Origin of the sequence: Oerskovia sp. NPDC060287 (assembly GCF_042726775.1) — a bacterium.
Lineage (GTDB): Bacteria > Actinomycetota > Actinomycetes > Actinomycetales > Cellulomonadaceae > Oerskovia > Oerskovia merdavium.
This window is the reverse complement of sequence record NZ_JBHXBO010000073.1, coordinates 1-18138: the sequence shown is the minus strand read 5'-3', so window position 1 is coordinate 18138 and position 18138 is coordinate 1. Positions and strand designations below refer to the sequence as shown.

The following is an 18138-nucleotide window of genomic DNA, read 5'->3' as shown; positions in this document are numbered from 1 at the left end:
GATACGCAGAAGGCCGCCGGTCAGGTCATGGACCCGGCCGACGGCCTTCTCACTGTGTGGAGCCAGGGGGACTCGAACCCCCAACCCCCTGCTTGCAAAGCAGGTGCGCTACCAATTGCGCCATGGCCCCAGAACGCTCGGAACCGACGTGCAGAGAGCCGTCACTCGAAAGTGTCGGTGACCTCTGCCCAGAGATCGCGCTCGTTGTTGTCCTCGGACACCTTGCGCCAGATCAAGAATCCAGCGCCAGCAACGAGCAGCAGTACGAAGAACTTCTTCATGACGTTCCCCCTCGGGTGGGTTTCCGGCAGTGGGCCTAAGAGGACTTGAACCTCTGACCTCTTCCTTATCAGGGAAGCGCTCTAACCGTCTGAGCTATAGGCCCTTGCTGTGCTGCGGCAGCGCTTGAGACTATCGCACTTCTCGGGTGGTACCCAAACCGGGACATCGTCGGGAGCCGTGCAGGACGCTCCACGGCCTGCGACGACGCCCCGGTCAGGGGACGTTTTGCCCTAGTCGTCCGTCATCGTGAGGTGGATTCCGCCCACCATCGCGGCAACCAGGTTGTAGATGAACGCCATGATCGTGGACAGCGCTGTGATCAGCACCATATTCACGATCGCGATCAGGGTGGCGAGCGCGACGACCCGGTTGAACTCCACGAACTGGAGCACGTCGACGGGGCTCTCCTTGCCGACGATGCTCTCCACCAGGGAGTTCACCTCGGTGAAGACGCCCATGCCGTCCAGCACGGTCCAGAAGACCGCGGTCGCGACGACCGTCATGATCCCGATCGCCACGGCCAGCAGGAACGACAGCTTCATGACCGACCACGGGTCGACCCGCGACACCGTCAGGCGGACCCTGCGGGGGCCGTCGGACGCAGGCCGCGCGGCGGGCGTGGCCCCCGTCGCGGGCGCGGGAGAGGTCGCGGTGGCCGCCGCAGGCGCGGCAGCGGCCGGAGTCGCCGGAGTGGTCCCCGTCACCGGACGGGCCGTCCCGCTGAAGCCGGCGGCCGTGTAGTGCATCGCGGGGACCTCCTGCGTACCGCCAGGAGCCGTGGTGCTCGTCGAGCTCTTCGTCACGCGCGGCACCGTTCGGTCGTCGATCTCGGTCGTGGACTGTGGAGCAGGAGCCGCCGGGGCGGCAGCTGCTGGCGCCGGGCTCGCCGCCGGCTTGGCGGTCGCCGGCTTGGCGGTCGCCGGCTTGGCCGTCGCCGGCTTGGCCGTCGCCGGAGCCGGGTCGGACAGCTTCTTGGCGGCAGCCTTGGCCGTCGCCATGGCGGCCGCGGCGGCCTTGAGCGCACCGGAGCGCGCCGTGCCGCCGTTCGACTCGGGGGGCGGCGGCACGGGAGCCTCGGTCCCGCCCGACGACGCCGCTCCCGTCGCAGGAGGCGGCGGCACCGGGGCGTTGGCCCCGGCCTGCGCGCCGCTGGTCGTCCCGCCCCCTGCGGGCCGTGCCGTGCCGTTGGTCGCCGCAGGGCGGCTCGCGGTGCCCGTCACGTCGTCAGGACGCGGGGTCACCACCTTCGGCACGATCGTCGGCGGGGACTTCTTCTCGCTGCTCATCTACCATCCTCGGTGGCTCCGGGGGCCGCTTCCGACGAAGCCTCCTGCCCGGTGGTGCTGGCGGGAGAGGCGACGTCAGGCTGCCCCTGCTCGGATGCTTCCTCGTCCACGGTATCCCGATCCTCCCCCAGTCGACGTTCGACATTACGGGCAACGGCGATGATCTTGTCGTTCTTGTCCGGCTTGGCGAAGATCACGCCCTGCGACGTACGACCCGTCGGCTTCACCTCGTCGACGGACGACCTGACGATCTTCCCCCGTTCCATGATGACGAGCACCTCGTCGTCGGCGTCGACCACGAGCGCGCCGACCAGGTCACCGTTGCGCTCGGGCAGGTTGGCGACCTTGATCCCGAACCCGTTGCGACCCTGGACGCGGTAGTTGTCCTCCGTGAGCTGGGTCCGCTTGGCGATGCCGCCCTCGGTGACCGTGAAGAGGAACGCGTCGTCCCGGACAACGTCCATGGCCAGGAGGTCGTCCTCGTCACGGAACTTCATGCCCGTCACACCCGACGTGGACCGGCCGAGGGGACGCATGGCGTCGTCGTCGGCCGTGAAGCGGATCGACTGCCCCTTGCGCGAGACCAGGATCAGGTCGTCCGTCGCGTCGACCAGCCGGGCGGAGACCAGCTCGTCGGTGTTGCCGTCCTCGTCCTCGCGCAGGTTGATCGCGATGAGACCGCCCGAGCGCGGCGAGTTGTACTCCGCGAGGCGCGTCTTCTTGACCAGACCGCGACGGGTCGCGAGCACCAGGTACTCCGCGGCGTCGTAGTCGCGCAGGTCCAGGACCTGGGCGATCTTCTCTCCGGGCTGGAACGCCAGGAGGTTCGCGACGTGCTGGCCCTTGGCGTCGCGCCCGCCCTCGGGCAGCTCGTACGCCTTGGCCCGGTACACCCGGCCGAGGTTCGTGAAGAACAGGAGCCAGTGGTGCGTCGTCGTGACGAAGAAGTGGTCGACGATGTCGTCCTCGCGCAGCTGCGCGCCGCGCACGCCCTTGCCGCCGCGCTTCTGCTGACGGTAGTTGTCGCTGCGCGTGCGCTTGGCGTAGCCACCGCGCGTGATCGTGACGACGACCTCCTCCTCGGCGATGAGGTCCTCGATCGACACCTCTCCGTCGTAGGGCAGGATCGTCGTGCGACGCTCGTCGCCGTACCGGGCCACGATCTCCTCGAGCTCGTCGCCCACGATCTGACGCTGGCGCTCGGGACGGGCCAGGATGTCGTTGAGGTCCTTGATCGCGGCCTCGAGCTCGGCGTACTCGTCGATGAGCTTCTGCCGCTCCATGGCCGCGAGGGCGCGCAGCTGGAGGGTCAGGATGGCGCGGGCCTGGACCTCGTCGACCTCGAGCAGCGCCATGAGGCCCTCTCGGGCGTCCTCGACCGTGGCCGAACCACGGATGAGCGCGATGACCGCGTCGAGCGCGTCGAGCGCCTTGAGGTAGCCGCGCACGATGTGCGCCCGCTCCTCCTTGGCGCGCAGGTCGAACCGGGCGCGGCGCATGACGACGTCCATCTGGTGCGTCGTCCAGTGCCGGACGAACGCGTCGATGCTCAGCGTGCGCGGCACGCCGTCGACCAGCGCGAGCATGTTCGCGCCGAAGTTCTCCTGGAGGGACGTGTGCTTGTACAGGTTGTTCAGGACGACCTTCGCGACCGCGTCGCGCTTGAGCACGATCACGAGGCGCTGCCCCGTACGACCGGACGTCTCGTCGCGGATGTCCGCGATGCCCTGGACCTTGCCGTCCTTGACCAGGTCCGCGATGCGCAGCGCCAGGTTGTCGGGGTTGACCTGGTAGGGGAGCTCGGTGATGACGAGGCAGATCCGGTTCTGGATCTCCTCGACGTTGACGACCGCGCGCATGGTGATGGATCCACGACCCGTGCGGTACGCCTCCTCGATGCCCTTGTGACCGAGGATCGTCGCGCCGGTCGGGAAGTCCGGGCCCTTGATCTTGGTCAGCAGGACCTCGAGGAGCTCCTCCTTGGAGGCCTCCGGGTGCTCGAGGTGCCACTTCACGCCGTCCGCGACCTCACGGAGGTTGTGCGGGGGGATGTTCGTCGCCATGCCGACCGCGATACCGGCCGAGCCGTTGACCAGCAGGTTCGGGAACCGCGAGGGCAGGACGACGGGTTCCTGGGTACGGCCGTCGTAGTTGTCCTGGAAGTCGACGGTCTCCTTGTCGATGTCCCGGACCATCTCCGTGGCCAGCGGCGCCATGCGGCACTCGGTGTATCGAGGGGCCGCGGCCGGGTCGTTGCCAGGAGACCCGAAGTTCCCCTGGCCGGCAGCGAGCGGGTAGCGCAGCGACCAGTCCTGGACCAGGCGGACCAGGGCGTCGTAGATCGACGTGTCACCGTGCGGGTGGAACTTTCCCATGACGTCACCGACGACACGGCTGCACTTGGAGAACGCACGGTCGGGGCGGTAGCCGCCGTCGTGCATCGCGTACAGCACGCGACGGTGGACGGGCTTGAGGCCGTCACGCACGTCCGGGAGCGCTCGACCGACGATGACGCTCATCGCGTAGTCGAGGTACGAGCGCTGCATCTCGAGCTGCAGGTCCACCTGTGCGATCCGGCCGTGCTGCACCGCGACCGCGCCGTCGGCCCCCAGCGTCGCCTCGGTCCCGTCCCCGGGAAGGGTCCCCTGGTTCTCGTCCTGCTCGGGAGTCTCGTCCGTCACCGTCGTCTACCTCGTCCTGTCGTGGTCCTGCTGTGTGGTGAAGCTGTCGTCACGGCCCGGCGGAAGCGCGCCCGCTCGACCGTGAAGGTCCCGGGGCCGGTCGTCCGCCGTGCCGTCGCGCGGTAGGTCGGGGTCGGCGCGCGGACGGCCGGGTCTTCCACCCGGCCGTCCTTCGCCACCGACCTCGACCTACCCGCTAGATGTCCAGGAACCTCACGTCCTTGGCGTTGCGCTGGATGAAGTTGCGGCGCGACTCGACGTCCTCGCCCATGAGGATCGAGAAGATCTCGTCCGCGGCAGCCGCGTCGTCGAGCGTGACCTGGTTGAGCGTGCGGTGCTCGGGGTCCATGGTCGTGTCCCACAGCTCCGAGTAGTCCATCTCGCCGAGACCCTTGTAGCGCTGGATCCCGTTCTCCTTGGGGATGCGCTTGCCCGCGGCCTGACCCGCGACCAGGAACGCGTCGCGCTCCCGGTCGGAGTAGACGTAGTCGTGCGGTGCGTTGGACCACTTGAGCCGGTACAGCGGCGGCTGCGCGAGGTACACGTGGCCGTGCTCGATCAGCGGGCGCATGTACCGGAAGAGCAGCGTCAGCAGCAGCGTGCAGATGTGCTGTCCGTCGACGTCGGCGTCCGCCATGAGGACGATCTTGTGGTACCTCAGCTTGGCGATGTCGAAGTCCTCGCCGATGCCCGTGCCGAACGCCGTGATGAGCGCCTGGACCTCGTTGTTGCCCAGCGCACGGTCGAGGCGGGCGCGCTCGACGTTGAGGATCTTGCCTCGCAGCGGGAGGATCGCCTGGTTGTGCGGGTTGCGTCCACGGACGGCCGAGCCGCCTGCCGAGTCGCCCTCGACGATGAAGACCTCGCACTCCTCGGGCCGGTTGGACTGGCAGTCCTTGAGCTTGCCCGGCATGCCGCCGGACTCGAGGAGCCCCTTGCGCCGCGTCGCCTCGCGCGCCTTGCGGGCGGCGAGCCGCGCCTGCGAGGCCTGGATGGCCTTGCGGATGATGTCGCGCGCCTCGGTCGGGTGCGAGTCGAACCAGTCCGTGAGCTGCGAGCGGACGACGCGCTGCACGAACGACTTGGCCTCGGTGTTGCCGAGCTTGGTCTTCGTCTGGCCCTCGAACTGGGGCTCGCCGAGCTTGATCGACAGGACGGCCGTGAGACCCTCGCGGATGTCATCGCCCGTGAGGTTGTCGTCCTTCTCCTTGATGATGGCCTTGGCCCGCGCGTACTCGTTGACCAGCGAGGTCATGGCCGCACGGAAGCCCTCCTCGTGCGTGCCGCCCTCGGTCGTCGAGATCGTGTTGGCGAACGTGTGCACGGACTCGGAGTAGGAGCTCGTCCACTGGAGCGCGATCTCGACCGAGATGCGCCGCTCCTTGTCCTCGGACTCGAAGTCGATGATCTCGTCGTGGATCAGCTCGACCTTCTTGGCCGCGTTGAGGTGCTTGACGTAGTCCACCAGCCCCTCGTCGTACTTGTACGACACCACGCGGGGCTTGAACTCGTCCTCCCCCTCGGGGGCCGCGACGAGGTCCTCCGCGGGGTCCGAGACCTGGCCCGTGACCTCGTCGTCGGTGTCCAGGAACTGACGGCGCTCGTCGGTGAGCGTGATGCGCAGCCCCTTGTTGAGGAACGCGTACTGCTGGAAGCGCGAGCGGAGGGTCTCGAAGTCGAACTCGGTCGTCTCGAAGATCTCCGGGTCCGGCCAGAACGTCTGTGTCGTGCCGGTCTCCGTGGTGGCCTCGCCCTCGACGAGAGGCCCGTCGGTCTTGCCGCCGTCCTTGAAGTTCTGGCTCCAGACGTGACCGTCGCGCTTGATCACCGTCTGGACCTTGCGCGACAACGCGTTGACGACCGAGATGCCCACGCCGTGCAGTCCACCGGAGACCGCGTAGCCGCCCCCGCCGAACTTCCCGCCGGCGTGGAGGATCGTCATGACGACCTCGACCGTGGGCTTGCCCTCGGTCGGGTGGATCGCGACGGGGATACCGCGGCCGTTGTCGGTGACGCGTACACCTCCGTCGGCCAGAAGTGTCACGTCGATCGTGTCGGCGTAGCCCGCGAGGGCTTCGTCCACAGAGTTGTCCACAACCTCGTACACCAGGTGGTGGAGCCCTCGCTCACCGGTCGAGCCGATGTACATACCGGGTCGCTTGCGGACGGCCTCGAGCCCTTCGAGGACGGTGATGTTGCTCGCGTCGTACGTGCCGCCCGAAGGGTCCTGGTCCAGGCCGGGACCTCCACCGCTCTCCGGGGGCAGGCTCGAAGGGACGTTGTCTGTGTGCTCTGCCACGGGCGGAAGCGCTCCTCGTCATCTTGCACGCGACAGGTTCACCCGTTGGGGAGGATCGCTGCACGGCTCATCGGTTCCGGCTCGCGCGCGTGCCAGTCGGCGCGCGCGGAGTGACCCGGAATGACCTCACCATTCTACCTGGGAGGCAGCCAAAACAGCGGATTATGAGCCCTTCGGAGCGAGTTCTCCACAAGGTTCTCCACAGGTCGGTGGATCTGTTCGCCGACAGCCTGGCCCGCACGCCGTACGCGACCGTCATATCGGGACGAATCGCCCTCGCGATCAGCCGTAGGTGTCGCGCGGGCCACGGCCACGGACGGTCTTGGGACCGCGGCGGAAGCTGGGCCCTGCCGGCCCCAGGACGGTCACGGTCTCGACCACTCCCTCACCGACCTCCTGCGCCAGCCGCTCGAGCAGTCGAGGGGTCAGCAGCTTGACCTGGGTGGCCCACGCAGTCGAGTCCGCGCGCACCACGAGCACCTTGTCCTCGAAGGTCTCGGGCACGCAGTGGTCGGCCACCTGGTCGCCGACCACCTCGCGCCAGCGCCCGATCACCCCGCCGACCGACACGTCCTGCACCCATCCCCGCTCGTGGAGCAGCCGCTGGACGACCGCGCCGAACGTCTGGGGGTCACGCCCACCGGGCCGGGCCCCCGACGACGGGGGAGGGTCGGCCAGGATCCGCCGTGCGGGCTGCCCGGGGCGGATGCCCTTGGCTCGGGCCGCGGCCCGAGCCCGGTTGAGCGCCTCGCGCGCGACCTGCGCCGGAGGGGTCAGGTCGACGACCTCGCCCACGGGCAGGCCCGCAGGACGCGTGGGCTCGTCGTCCTCGTGCCCGAGCTCGTCGTCCGGGTCGCCGCCCGGCTGGTCACGCACGTCGGGTCACCTGCCCGTCGAGGACGTCGAGCCGCAGCCCCTGGAGCTGGGCCGGGACGTCGTCGGGCACCGCGGCCGTGATGATGACCTGGTTCGCCCCCGCGACGAGGTCCGCGAGCCTGTCGCGGCGGCGCACGTCGAGCTCGGCGAACACGTCGTCGAGCAGCAGGACGGGCTCGCCGTCGGGCCCCCAGTCCGGCGACCACAGGAGCGAGCCCGACTCCTGGGGCGCCCCGTCCGTGAGCAGCCGGTACGACGCGAGGCGCAGCGCGAGCGCGAACGACCACGACTCGCCGTGGCTCGCGTACCCCTTGGCAGGCAGGCCGCCCAGGGTCAGGACCAGGTCGTCACGGTGCGGCCCCACCAGGCACACGCCGCGGTCGATCTCCTTGCTGCGCAAGGAGGTCATCGCGGTCAGGAGCTGGGCCTCCAGCTGGGCGGCGTCCTGCGGCGTCCCTTCCTGCCCGACGACGTCGCTCGCCTCCTCGAGCGCGGCCGCGAGCGAGGAGCGGTAGGCGACGTGCGCCTCGCCCTGTCCCGAGCTCACCTGCTCGTACGCCGCCGCCACGTACGGCCGCAACGCCTCGACGAGCTGGAGCCGCAACGCGATGATCTCCGCGCCGGTCGACGCGAGCTTGGCGTCCCAGACGTCGAGCGTGCGCAGGTCCGGCGACTGCGACCGTGAGGCACGCATGGCGCCCCCCGCCGACTTGAGGAGCGCGCTGCGCTGTCGCAGCACCCGGTCGTAGTCGCTCAGGACGCCCGCGAACCGCGGGACGAGGAGCACCGCGAGCTGGTCGAGGAACCTGCGCCGCCCGTCCGGGTCGCCCTTGACGAGCGCCAGGTCCTCCGGGGCGAACAGCACCGTGCGGGCGATGCCGAGCACGTCCCGGGGACGGCCCGCGGGCGCCCGGTTGATCCTGGCCCGGTTCGCCTTGCCCGGGGAGATCTCGATCTCGACCGTGCTCGCCCGGTCCCCGCGGACGATCCTCGTGCGGATCACGGCCCGCGAGGCACCGGCGCGGACCAGCGCCGCGTCCGACGGGACACGGTGGCTGCCGAGCGTCGCGACGTAGCCGATCGCCTCGACGAGGTTCGTCTTGCCCTGGCCGTTCGGCCCGACGAAGGCGTTCACGCCGGGCTCGAGCTCGACGTCGACGGACGTGTACGAACGGAAGTCAGCGAGGGAGAGGTGGGAGATGTACATCTGGTCCTACGGCTTGCGGTCGACGAGGTCGACGAGGCGATCTTCGTCCACAGGGCAGGGAGCCGTTGTGGACACGACGGTCAGGAAGGTGCTCCCACCAGTGTGACGCCTCGACCTGACGCTGTGCGCGCGAGGCGGCGGGCGTCGTCGAGCAGGCGGGACAGAATCCGTCAGGAGGCCGGGCCCGCGGGCTTGACCGCGTGCCCGCCGAACTGCTGGCGCAGCGCTGCGACCGCCTTCATCGCGGGCGACGCCCCCTGTCGCGACGCGAAGCGCGCGAAGAGCGCGGCCGAGATCACGGGGAGGGGCACGGCGCTGTCGATCGCCTCGTCCACGGTCCACCGGCCCTCGCCCGAGTCCTCGACCCAGTCGCTGATCGCGCCCAGCTCGGGGTCCTCCTCGAGCGCCTTGACCAGGAGGTCGAGCAGCCAGGACCGGACGACCGTCCCACGCGTCCAGGCCTTGAGGGTGCCCGGGACGTCGGTCACGATGTCCTTGGCCTCGAGGAGCTCGTAGCCCTCGGCGTAGGCCTGCATGAGCCCGTACTCGATGCCGTTGTGGACCATCTTGGCGTAGTGGCCCGCACCGACCGCCCCGGCGTGGACGAAGCCCTCGTCGCGCGGGCCGTCCGGGCGCAGCGCGTCGAAGACCGGCATCACGGCCTCGACGAGAGCCGCGTCGCCGCCCACCATGAGCCCGTACCCGTTCTCGAGGCCCCAGACACCGCCCGAGACGCCGACGTCGAGGTAGCCGATGCCCTGCGGAGCGAGCTGCGCGGCGTGCTCCGCGTCGTCCGAGAAGTGCGAGTTGCCGCCCTCGACGACCACGTCACCGGCCGTGAGCAGCTCGCCCAGCTCGGTCACCACCCCGCGGGTGATGGCCCCCGAGGGAACCATGACCCACACGACACGCTGCCCCGCGGGGAGAGCCTCGACCAGCTCAGCCAGCGTCGAGACGTCCGAGACGTCCGGGTTGCGGTCGAAGCCCGTGACCTCGATACCACCGGCGCGCAGGCGCGAACGCATGTTCGCGCCCATCTTGCCGAGTCCGACCAGACCGATGTGCGTGACCATCGCGTGCCTCCGTGCCGTTGAGCTCGTGTACTGCGCGGGCCGGCCTCTGCTAGCTCGCGAAGCGGATGGGGACCAGCAGGTAGCGGTAGTGCGAGGAGTCCTCGCCGTCCAGCGACTCCTGACCGGTGAACTCCACCGGCTTGTTCGGGTGCGTGAAGCTCAGGCGGACGAAGTCCGTCCCCAGGGCACCGAGGCCGTCGAGCAGGAACTGCGGGTTGAACGCGACCGAGATCTCCTCGCCCACGAGCACGGCCTCGAGGGCCTCGGACGCCTGTGCGTCGTCGCCCTGGCCTGCGTCGAGGACGACCTGGCCGTCCGTGAACGACAGCCGGATCGGCGTGTTGCGCTCCGCCACGAGCGACACGCGCTTGGCCGCGTCGATCAGCGGAGCGGTCGCCATGACCGCGTGGATCGGGGTCTCGTCGGGGAACAGGCGACGGACCGCGGGGTAGTCGCCGTCCACGAGCTGCGAGGTCGTGTGGCGCCCGCCGGCCTCGAAACCGATCAGGTCGACGCCGGTACCCGCCGTGAGGCCCACGTTGACAAGGCCCGAGCTGCCGAGCGACTTGGCGACGTCGTTGAGCGTGCGAGCCCGGACCAGCGCGACGGCGCTGAAGTCGGGGGTGCCGGGGGTCCACGTGAGCTCACGCAGCGCGAGGCGGTAGCGGTCGGTCGCGAGCAGCGTGATGCGCTCACCCTCGATCTCCATGCGGACACCCGTGAGGAGCGGGAGCGTGTCGTCACGGCTCGCGGCGACCGTCACCTGGGCGACGGCGTGCGTCAGCTCGTCGCCCGAGACCGTGCCCGAGAGCTCCGGCATGGCCGGCAGGGCCGGGTAGTCCTCGACGGGCATGGTGAGGAGCGTGAAGCGGCTCGCTCCACAGGTCACGATGACCTTGTTGCCCTCGACGGCGAAGTCGACGGGCTTGGCGGGCAGGGCCCGGGAGATCTCGGCCAGGAGTCGACCGGACACCAGGACGGTGCCCGGCTCGGTGACCTCGGCAGGGATCTCCGAGCGCGCTGAGACCTCGTAGTCGAAGCTCGACAGACCGATCGTCCCGACGGCGTCGGCCTCGATGCGCACGCCCGCGAGGACGGGAGCAGGAGGTCGGGTCGGCAACGTACGGGCCGTCCACGTCACAGCGTCGGCCAGGACATCACGCTCAACCCGGAACTTCATCCCACACCCTCTCGTCCATGGATCGATCTTCACATGTCAGGCACTCCACCGCGCGGTACACAGGATCGGAGAGTGTCTGTGCAGAACTCTGCACGCACGTCACGCCGCCCTGCTCCGTCCTCCTCGCCGTCGGGGAGGACGAGACCTTGCTCGGGTCGTGCCCGCATGAACCCTACGCGAGTCTGCGCCGGGTGCGGTACCTCTGGCAGGCTCGTGGACGGGCGATCTCGAGTACCTGTGGTCTGGGCTCTTCCAGCCCTGGCTGTGACCGCGGTCACACGTGCGAGTTGGGGCAGCGCTGAGCTCTCAGGACCAGATGAAGGCGTGTGGATTTTTCCTGGTTAGAGATCATTCGTCGTAGTCATCGGTGCTGTGCAAAGTGTGGAAAAGCGGTCTCTTCCCAGGTCAGATGCCCTTTCTTCGTGTGGACGAACAGGGGACGAGCCTGTGGGTAAATCGCAGGCACTGTTGACGACGAGTTGTCCACAGTGCGCCGTCCACCGATGAGGTGTCCTCTGTCCACACGATGTGCCCGGTCATCCACAGTTATCCACAGGCAGGTGCACAAGGTTGTGGGTTGGCGGCTCTGCGGGACGAGCCGTACACAGGACAGAGTGGCTTGTACACAGGAGACTGGGGACGCAGGAGTCCAGTTCTGGGGACAGTGACGAAGCGGTGGTGGACATACCCCCAGGCCCTGTGGACAACTCTGGGGACGGCCTTCCCTTCCCCACAGCTTGTACACAAGCCCTCACTGCCACTGTGCGTCCGTCGAGGCTGCGGGAGGTCGGGTGCACACCCCGATGTGTCCCTGTGCACAAGGTCTGCGGTCCGCATCGCGCTATCCGTGGAAAAGCCCTATAAGCCGCATAATGCCTGCCAGGCTCGATCGACCGAGGCCTTGGCGTGGACTCTCGGTGGCGGTCGTCGGACGAGAGCACGACGACGGGGTGCTCGTCGTCGTGCTCGGTCTCCGTCGCGGCGTGGCTCGACGGGGCGATCTGCGGTGTGGAGCGGGCAACCCGAGTAGTTCGTCTCCTGGCGGGGCCGGCACGGACGACCCGGGTAGGCCCGCGGGGGACCGTCGAGCAGAGGGCGCAGAAGGGCTCTGCGAGGCACGTGCGCCGGGCCCGGGTACGGACGTTGCCGCGTTGTGCCGTGAGGCCGGCTCGGCAGCGGTCCAGGTGGCTCCCCGGGAGTGCAACAGGGCTCGCACCGCACGGACGGCGCCCCGATCTCCGAGGCCGTCGCTTGGGGCTTCAACCTGGGGCCCAGGGAGCCTTCAGAGGGCGCGGTCTGGGCGGCGCAGCATGATCGAGGAAGACGCCCCACCCGGGAGGGCCCGGGGACGTCGGTGAGCAGCGTCAGCCTCGGTGCTGCTGCTTGATCCTGCTCGTGAGCTCGGTGACCTGGTTGTAGGTCGAACGCCGCTCGGCCATCTGCTCGGTGATCTTCCGGTTCGCGTGCATGACCGTGGTGTGGTCGCGGCCACCGAACTGTTGGCCGATCTTCGGCAGCGACAGGTCGGTCAGCTCACGGCACAGATACATCGCGATCTGACGGGCCGTGACGAGGACCCGAGAGCGCGAGCTCCCGCACAGGTCCTCGATCGTCAGCCCGAAGTACGCAGCCGTCTGCGCGATCACGCTGGCCGGGGTGATCTCCGACGCGTCGTCGTCGGTGATGAGGTCCTTGAGGACGATCTCGGCGAGGGCGAGGTCGACCTGCTGGCGATTGAGGTTCGCGAACGCCGTCACGCGGATGAGGGCGCCCTCGAGCTCACGGATGTTCGTCGAGATCTTGGAACCGATGTAGGACAGGACATCGGCCGGCGCTGCGAGCCGTTCGCTCGCGGCCTTCTTGCGGAGGATCGCGATGCGGGTCTCGAGGTCCGGGGGCTGGACGTCCGTGATGAGACCCCATTCGAACCTGCTGCGCAGCCGGTCCTCGAATCCGTTGAGCTGCTTGGGTGGGAGGTCCGAGGTGATGACGAGCTGCTTGTTGGCGTTGTGCAGCGCGTTGAAGGTGTGGAAGAACTCCTCCATCGTCTGTTCCTTGCCCTGCAGGAACTGGATGTCGTCGATCAGGAGCACGTCGACGTCGCGGTAGCGCCGCTGGAACGTCCCTGCCTTGCCCTCGCTGATCGAGTTGATGAAGTCGTTGGTGAACTCCTCAGAGTTCACGTAGCGCACGCGGACGTTCGGGTAGAGGTTGTGCGCGTAGTGGCCGATCGCGTGCAGCAGGTGCGTCTTGCCGAGGCCCGACTGTCCGTAGATGAAGAGGGGGTTGTAGGCCTTCGCAGGTGCCTCGGCGACCGCGACCGCAGCCGCGTGCGCGAACCGGTTGGACGAGCCGATGACGAACGTCTCGAAGATGTACTTCGGGTTCAGCCTGGTCGGCTCGGCGGGAGGACGCTGCGGAGAGGGGGCGGGAAGCGGTCGCTCGTGCTCGACCTCGCTGCGCAGAGGCAGAGGTTCGGGGGAGCTGGCAGTGAGTGCGGCGGGGGACGGCGGCTCGGAGCTGAGCTCCGGATCGACGGTGATGCCGAACCGGACGTCGCGGCCGAGGGCACCAGACATCGCGGAGACGAGCTCGTCTCGGACGCGCGTCTCGAGGTAGGTGCGGGTCTGCTCGTGCGGGACGGCGATGAAGACGGTGTCGTCGAGGATCGCCAGGGGCTTCGCGAGCTTGATGAACGCGATCTGCCTCGGCGTCATGTCGGGGCTGGCCTCGAGGACGGCGATCGTCTGTGCCCAGACATCAGTGATGTTCTCGTCAGGGTGGGGCACCAGGTGATTTCCTTCGTCGTCGTGTGGAGCAGGAGGAGCAGGACCGACCTGGAGTGTGTCACGCAGACCGGTTATCCACATAGTTTTCCACAACCTGTGGGCTGCTAGCAGGGTGCGCTTCTGAAGTCACATCGCGTGTCGACGACGGGTGGCTCGGGGGATCACTCGAACCCGGGTGGCACCAGGGTGGCGACGGAAGGCCGTCGATGGTGGGTCCGCGGCCGCGTCCTCACCCTAGACGTATCGGCTACCGCACGACATATCATGACAGGCTCGGCGTGTTCCAGCCCGGGTTTGACCCGAGGGGGTCCCCCGGCGTAACGTCATACAGCCGTTCCAGGTACTTTCGCGCGCCCTCACGGGGGCGAATCCACGGACACATCGTGGCGGGTACACGGACGGCTGGGATGCAGAACTGCATCTCTACCAGCTGTAGCACTGCATCGTCGAGGACATAGACGGTGTACCTCCCCGACGTTCTTGGAGTACCTCGTGAGCAAGCGGACTTTCCAGCCGAACAACCGGCGCCGTGCGAAGACCCACGGTTTCCGGCTGCGTATGCGCACCCGCGCCGGCCGCGCCATCCTGGCTGCCCGTCGTCGCAAGGGCCGCGCCGAGCTCTCTGCCTGACAGCAGGTGCTGCCCGCGGCGCACCGCATGCGCCGTTCCGTAGATTTTGAACGGGCGGTGCGCAGCGGCGTGCGCGCGGGACGATCGACCGTGGTGGTTCATCTCATCCAGGATCCTGGGGGAGACGAACCACCACAGGTCGGTTTTGTCGTATCCAAGGCTGTGGGCAACGCCGTGCACCGGAACAAGGTGAAGCGGCGTCTGCGCGCCGCCTCGTTGTCGTATCTGGATGCGCTCCCGCCCAGGACTCGGGTGGTTGTCCGGGCCCTTCCGGCGTCAGGCTCGAGCAACTTCGATCAGCTCGATCAGGACCTCGCGTCCTGCGTCAGGCGCGCGGTGACCCGGTGGAGTCAGCGGACGGTAGACGCATGAGTGCGGCAGTCCCTGTGGAGGGTCCCGACGTCGTCACCTCCGGGTGGGCTGCGCGGTCTTGGCGCTTCGTGCGGAGGATCCCCCTGCTCGTGCTCGTCGGTCTGATCCGCGGATATCAGAGCGTCATCTCTCCGATGACTGGCCCGACCTGCAAGTACTACCCCTCGTGCTCGCAGTACGCGCTCGTCGCGATACGTCGGCACGGAGTGCTGCGCGGCGTACGGCTTGCCGCCTGGCGGCTGCTGAGATGCAACCCCTGGAGCAAGGGAGGCGTCGACGACGTCCCCGAGGCGCTGAGGAAGCACTCGCACTAGTCCTCCTGCCGGCGACGTCGGCAGGACCCAGTTTGTTGAAGGTTAGGGAGTAGTACGGATGGACTTCTTCGCGTTCCTCGCGCCGATCGAGTGGGTCGTGGCGTGGATCATGTACCTGTGTCACCAGGGACTCGTGTTCCTGGGCATGGGCGACGGCCCGGGTCTCGGTTGGGTGTTCTCGATCGTCGGGCTCGTGATCATCATCCGTATCCTGCTGATCCCGCTCTTCTTCAAGCAGATCAAGGCCTCCCGTGGCATGCAGATGCTGCAGCCCGAGATGCAGGCCATCCAGAAGAAGTACAAGGGCAAGTCGGATCCGGCGTCCCGCGAGGCCATGAGTCGCGAGACCATGGAGCTCTACAAGAAGCACGGGACCAACCCGTTCGCCTCCTGCCTGCCGATCCTTCTGCAGTCGCCCATCTTCTTCGCCCTGTTCCGCGTGCTCAACGGGCTCGTGCCCATCTCGGACGGTTCGGCCGACCCGATCGGTCCCATCAACGCGGCGGTCGCGAAGGACATCGAGAGCTCCTCGCTGTTCGGTGCCCACCTCTCTGACGTCTTCCTCAAGACGGACGACCTGCAGGTCAAGATCGTCATCGGTGCGCTCATCGTCGCGATGTGCGCCACGACGTTCTTCACGCAGCGCCAGCTGACCATGAAGAACATGCCGAAGTCGGCGCTCGAGGGCCCCATGGCCTCCACGCAGAAGATGATGCTCTACGTCTTCCCCTTCATCTTCGCGGTGTCCGGCGTGAACTTCCCCGTCGGTGTCCTCGTCTACTGGACGACGACGAACCTCTGGTCCATGGGGCAGCAGTTCTACACGATCAAGCGCATGCCTGCACCGGGCTCCGAAGCCGAGCGGTTGATGAAGGAGCGTCAGGCGCGGAAGGCGGCCGCCAAGGGCATCGTCGAGGACGCGGCGCCTGTCATCGAGCAGCCGCGTGGACAGCGCCAGCAGCCCAAGCGCAAGGATCGTCAGAAGCCGGGCACGCCCCGCGTCATCACCGGAACCACGGCTCCGTCGGACAAGGTCGAGGATGCACCGTCCGACGACGAGACCGGCGGCAAGGCACAGGGAACCGGCAAGGGTTCTCCGTCTCCGAAGAAGCCGAAGAAGTAGCCCTAGTCCCGTTCCGAGAGCACCGAGGATCCTTCGCGACCCGGGGTTCTCTTGACCCCAAGGAGTCAGCATGTCGTCGACCGACGCACCCGCTGCCGAAGACCAAGCACCTGACGAGATGACGCGCCTCGAGGAAGAGGGCGAGGTCGCTGCGGACTACCTCGAGGAGTTCCTCGACATCGCAGACCTCGACGGTGACATCGACATCGACATCGACCACGGCCGCGCGGCGCTCGAGATCGTGGCCGACGACGCTGCGTTGCTCCGTCATCTGGTGGGCAAGGAGGGTGAGGTTCTGGACGCTCTCCAGGAGCTCACTCGCCTCGCTGTCCAGGCACGGACGGGGGAGCGGAGTCGCCTCATGCTCGACATCGCCGGCTTCCGTGCTCAGCGCAAGCTCGAGCTCACGGAGCTCGCAACTGTCGCGATCGCCAGGGTGAAGGAGTCTGGCGAAGAGTTGTCGATGGATCCGCTCAATGCGTTCGAGCGCAAGGTCGTCCACGACGTCGTGGCGGCTGCTGGTCTCACGAGCGACTCACGCGGAACCGACCCGGAGCGCTATGTCGTGATCCGCCCGGCCGAGGTGTCCTGACTCGTTACGGAATTCCCTACCTCTGAGCCGCCCGATGTTTCACGTGAAACATCGGGCGGCTTCGTCGTCGCCGATCATGGCGGACATGTGCTTCGTCAAGCATCCCTGAGAGTGCGGCTCTCCACCATGGGGTCGGGGTTCGAACGGGAACGTGGTTCTGTGGTCGAGAGGTATCAGGACCGCGAACGAGGAGACCGCGCGGAGGACAGCCGCGCCGCGGGGGTGGGGGGCGACTCCGACTCGACCAGCACCCGAGGGGTAGCGACGTGCGGATCGTCCGGGTCGATCACGACACGGTCGTTTCCGTGGCGTGAGCGGCCGAGGCGCCTCACGTCGAACGTTCGGCCCGACCGCGGCTGGGACGTGACACCATGGACCCTGGTTGTCCGGCACTACGTGCGTTTCGCCGCAAGGGGGATCTGCACCGAAAGAGGAGTACATGACGAACGAGATGAGCGACGGTTTCGCGAACGATGTTTCACGTGAAACCCTCTCCGATTCGCCGGAGGTACAGCAGTACTTCGGAGCCTCCTTTCCGCTCGTCTCACGGTTCGCCGAGATGCTGCATGACCAAGGAGAGTTGCGTGGCTTGATCGGCCCGCGCGAGGTCTCCCGCATCTGGGAGCGCCACATCCTGAACTCCGCTGCCGTGGTGCAGTACCTCCCCACGAGCGGGACCATCGCCGACATCGGATCTGGAGCAGGTCTGCCGGGCATCGTCATCGCGGCGATGCTCCCAGAGGCACAGGTGCTTCTCGTTGAACCCATGGAGCGACGCTGCACCTGGTTGAACGAGGTCGTGGAGGAGCTCGAGCTGACCAACGTCGAGGTCAAGCGGGGTCGGGCCGAGGAGTACCACGGTGCTTTCCAGTGCCAAGCCGTGACGTCGCGCGCCGTGGCTGCGCTCGAGAAGCTTGCCAGGATGTCACTTCCGCTGGTCGAGCGCGGGGGCGAGATGGTGATCCTCAAGGGCAAGAACGTCGAGCAGGAGATCGAGCCGGCGCGCAAGGTCCTGCGGAAGTACAAGACTGAGGAGCCGGAGATCTTGCAGGCCTTCAGCATCGAGGGCGTCGAGCCGACGACAGTACTCCGGGTGCGACGTACCCCTGCCTGACCTGGTCCGTCGTCGCGACACCGGTGGAGGGCCACCCGGGGATGGCTCCGTGAGGTAGCGTCGACAACACCGGACACGCGAACGGTGCGGCGGCTGTACAGCATCGATTGGCTAGCCTGCCGAGTTCCGGTGCGACACGCGCTTGAGACTCCGATCATTGTCGAGTCTTGAGCGCATGCTGTGTGGTGGGTCAATTGAGGGAGATGGGCGTGACTGAGAGTTCCGATCGGTACCAGAGCATGCCGTTCGATCATCGAGAGGCAGTTCCGTTCGCGGATGTTTCACGTGAAACATCGTCGGCCGGCACGGGGGGCCAGGGC

At 67.8% G+C, this 18138-nt stretch carries 15 protein-coding genes and 2 tRNA genes; 6 read left to right on the top strand and 11 right to left on the bottom strand.

Annotated elements, in window-relative coordinates; all coding sequences use genetic code 11:
* Positions 1-57: 57 nt before the first annotated feature.
* The 11 genes from ACFWFR_RS08835 to dnaA all read right to left on the bottom strand — a co-directional run bounded on the left by ACFWFR_RS08835 (position 58) and on the right by dnaA (position 13673).
* Positions 58-130: transfer RNA gene (locus ACFWFR_RS08835), tRNA-Ala, on the bottom strand.
* Between the two features lie 31 nt (positions 131-161).
* On the bottom strand, positions 162-281 hold the full coding sequence (locus ACFWFR_RS08830) for a DLW-39 family protein (RefSeq protein WP_210410998.1): 120 nt from the start codon (positions 279-281) through the stop codon (positions 162-164).
* A gap of 30 nt (positions 282-311) precedes the next feature.
* Positions 312-385, bottom strand: a tRNA-Ile gene (locus tag ACFWFR_RS08825).
* Positions 386-512: 127 nt separating this feature from the next.
* Positions 513-1568: a DUF3566 domain-containing protein gene (locus tag ACFWFR_RS08820; RefSeq protein ID WP_377622485.1), complete on the bottom strand. Its 1056-nt coding sequence runs from the start codon at positions 1566-1568 to the stop codon at positions 513-515.
* Positions 1565-4249, bottom strand: a complete 2685-nt coding sequence (gene gyrA / locus ACFWFR_RS08815; protein ID WP_377622483.1) for a DNA gyrase subunit A — start codon at positions 4247-4249, stop codon at positions 1565-1567. The genes ACFWFR_RS08820 and gyrA overlap by 4 nt, the downstream gene beginning before the upstream one ends.
* Before the next feature lie 196 nt (positions 4250-4445).
* Complete coding sequence (gyrB, locus tag ACFWFR_RS08810; protein WP_377615784.1) at positions 4446-6485, bottom strand: DNA topoisomerase (ATP-hydrolyzing) subunit B; 2040 nt, start codon at positions 6483-6485, stop codon at positions 4446-4448.
* A 345-nt stretch (positions 6486-6830) separates the two neighbouring features.
* Entirely contained in the window at positions 6831-7424 is a 594-nt protein-coding gene (locus tag ACFWFR_RS08805) for a DUF721 domain-containing protein (RefSeq protein ID WP_377622482.1), read from the bottom strand.
* Positions 7417-8631 (bottom strand): DNA replication/repair protein RecF, encoded by a 1215-nt coding sequence (recF, locus tag ACFWFR_RS08800; RefSeq protein ID WP_377622481.1) that lies wholly within the window; start codon positions 8629-8631, stop codon positions 7417-7419. The genes ACFWFR_RS08805 and recF overlap by 8 nt, the downstream gene beginning before the upstream one ends.
* A 170-nt stretch (positions 8632-8801) precedes the next feature.
* Positions 8802-9704, bottom strand: a complete 903-nt coding sequence (gene gnd, locus ACFWFR_RS08795) for a phosphogluconate dehydrogenase (NAD(+)-dependent, decarboxylating) (protein ID WP_191801763.1) — start codon at positions 9702-9704, stop codon at positions 8802-8804.
* 49 nt (positions 9705-9753) lie between these two features.
* Positions 9754-10884: a DNA polymerase III subunit beta gene (dnaN, locus tag ACFWFR_RS08790; RefSeq protein WP_056648090.1), complete on the bottom strand. Its 1131-nt coding sequence runs from the start codon at positions 10882-10884 to the stop codon at positions 9754-9756.
* 1364 nt (positions 10885-12248) lie between these two features.
* Complete coding sequence (gene dnaA / locus ACFWFR_RS08785; RefSeq protein WP_318244395.1) at positions 12249-13673, bottom strand: chromosomal replication initiator protein DnaA; 1425 nt, start codon at positions 13671-13673, stop codon at positions 12249-12251.
* A 492-nt stretch (positions 13674-14165) separates the two neighbouring features.
* Here dnaA and rpmH point away from each other — a divergent pair, with 492 nt between their 5' ends.
* The 6 genes from rpmH (at position 14166) to rsmG (ending at position 17818) form a co-directional block, all read left to right on the top strand.
* Positions 14166-14303 (top strand): 50S ribosomal protein L34, encoded by a 138-nt coding sequence (gene rpmH, locus ACFWFR_RS08780; RefSeq protein WP_010849920.1) that lies wholly within the window; start codon positions 14166-14168, stop codon positions 14301-14303.
* A 6-nt stretch (positions 14304-14309) separates the two neighbouring features.
* A complete protein-coding gene (gene rnpA / locus ACFWFR_RS08775) occupies positions 14310-14675 on the top strand; it encodes a ribonuclease P protein component (RefSeq protein WP_191801757.1) in 366 nt (121 codons plus the stop codon).
* Positions 14672-14989 carry a membrane protein insertion efficiency factor YidD gene (yidD, locus tag ACFWFR_RS08770; protein WP_191801755.1) on the top strand — a complete coding sequence of 106 codons (318 nt, stop codon included), beginning with the start codon at positions 14672-14674 and terminating at the stop codon, positions 14987-14989. The genes rnpA and yidD overlap by 4 nt, the downstream gene beginning before the upstream one ends.
* A gap of 58 nt (positions 14990-15047) precedes the next feature.
* The gene (yidC, locus tag ACFWFR_RS08765; protein ID WP_377615568.1) at positions 15048-16112 is read left to right on the top strand and encodes a membrane protein insertase YidC; all 1065 of its coding nucleotides are present in this window, start codon (positions 15048-15050) and stop codon (positions 16110-16112) included.
* Between the two features lie 70 nt (positions 16113-16182).
* Entirely contained in the window at positions 16183-16704 is a 522-nt protein-coding gene (locus ACFWFR_RS08760; RefSeq protein WP_377622479.1) for a protein jag, read from the top strand.
* Between the two features lie 439 nt (positions 16705-17143).
* Positions 17144-17818 carry a 16S rRNA (guanine(527)-N(7))-methyltransferase RsmG gene (rsmG, locus tag ACFWFR_RS08755; RefSeq protein ID WP_191801749.1) on the top strand — a complete coding sequence of 225 codons (675 nt, stop codon included), beginning with the start codon at positions 17144-17146 and terminating at the stop codon, positions 17816-17818.
* The last annotated feature ends 320 nt before the right edge of the window (positions 17819-18138 follow it).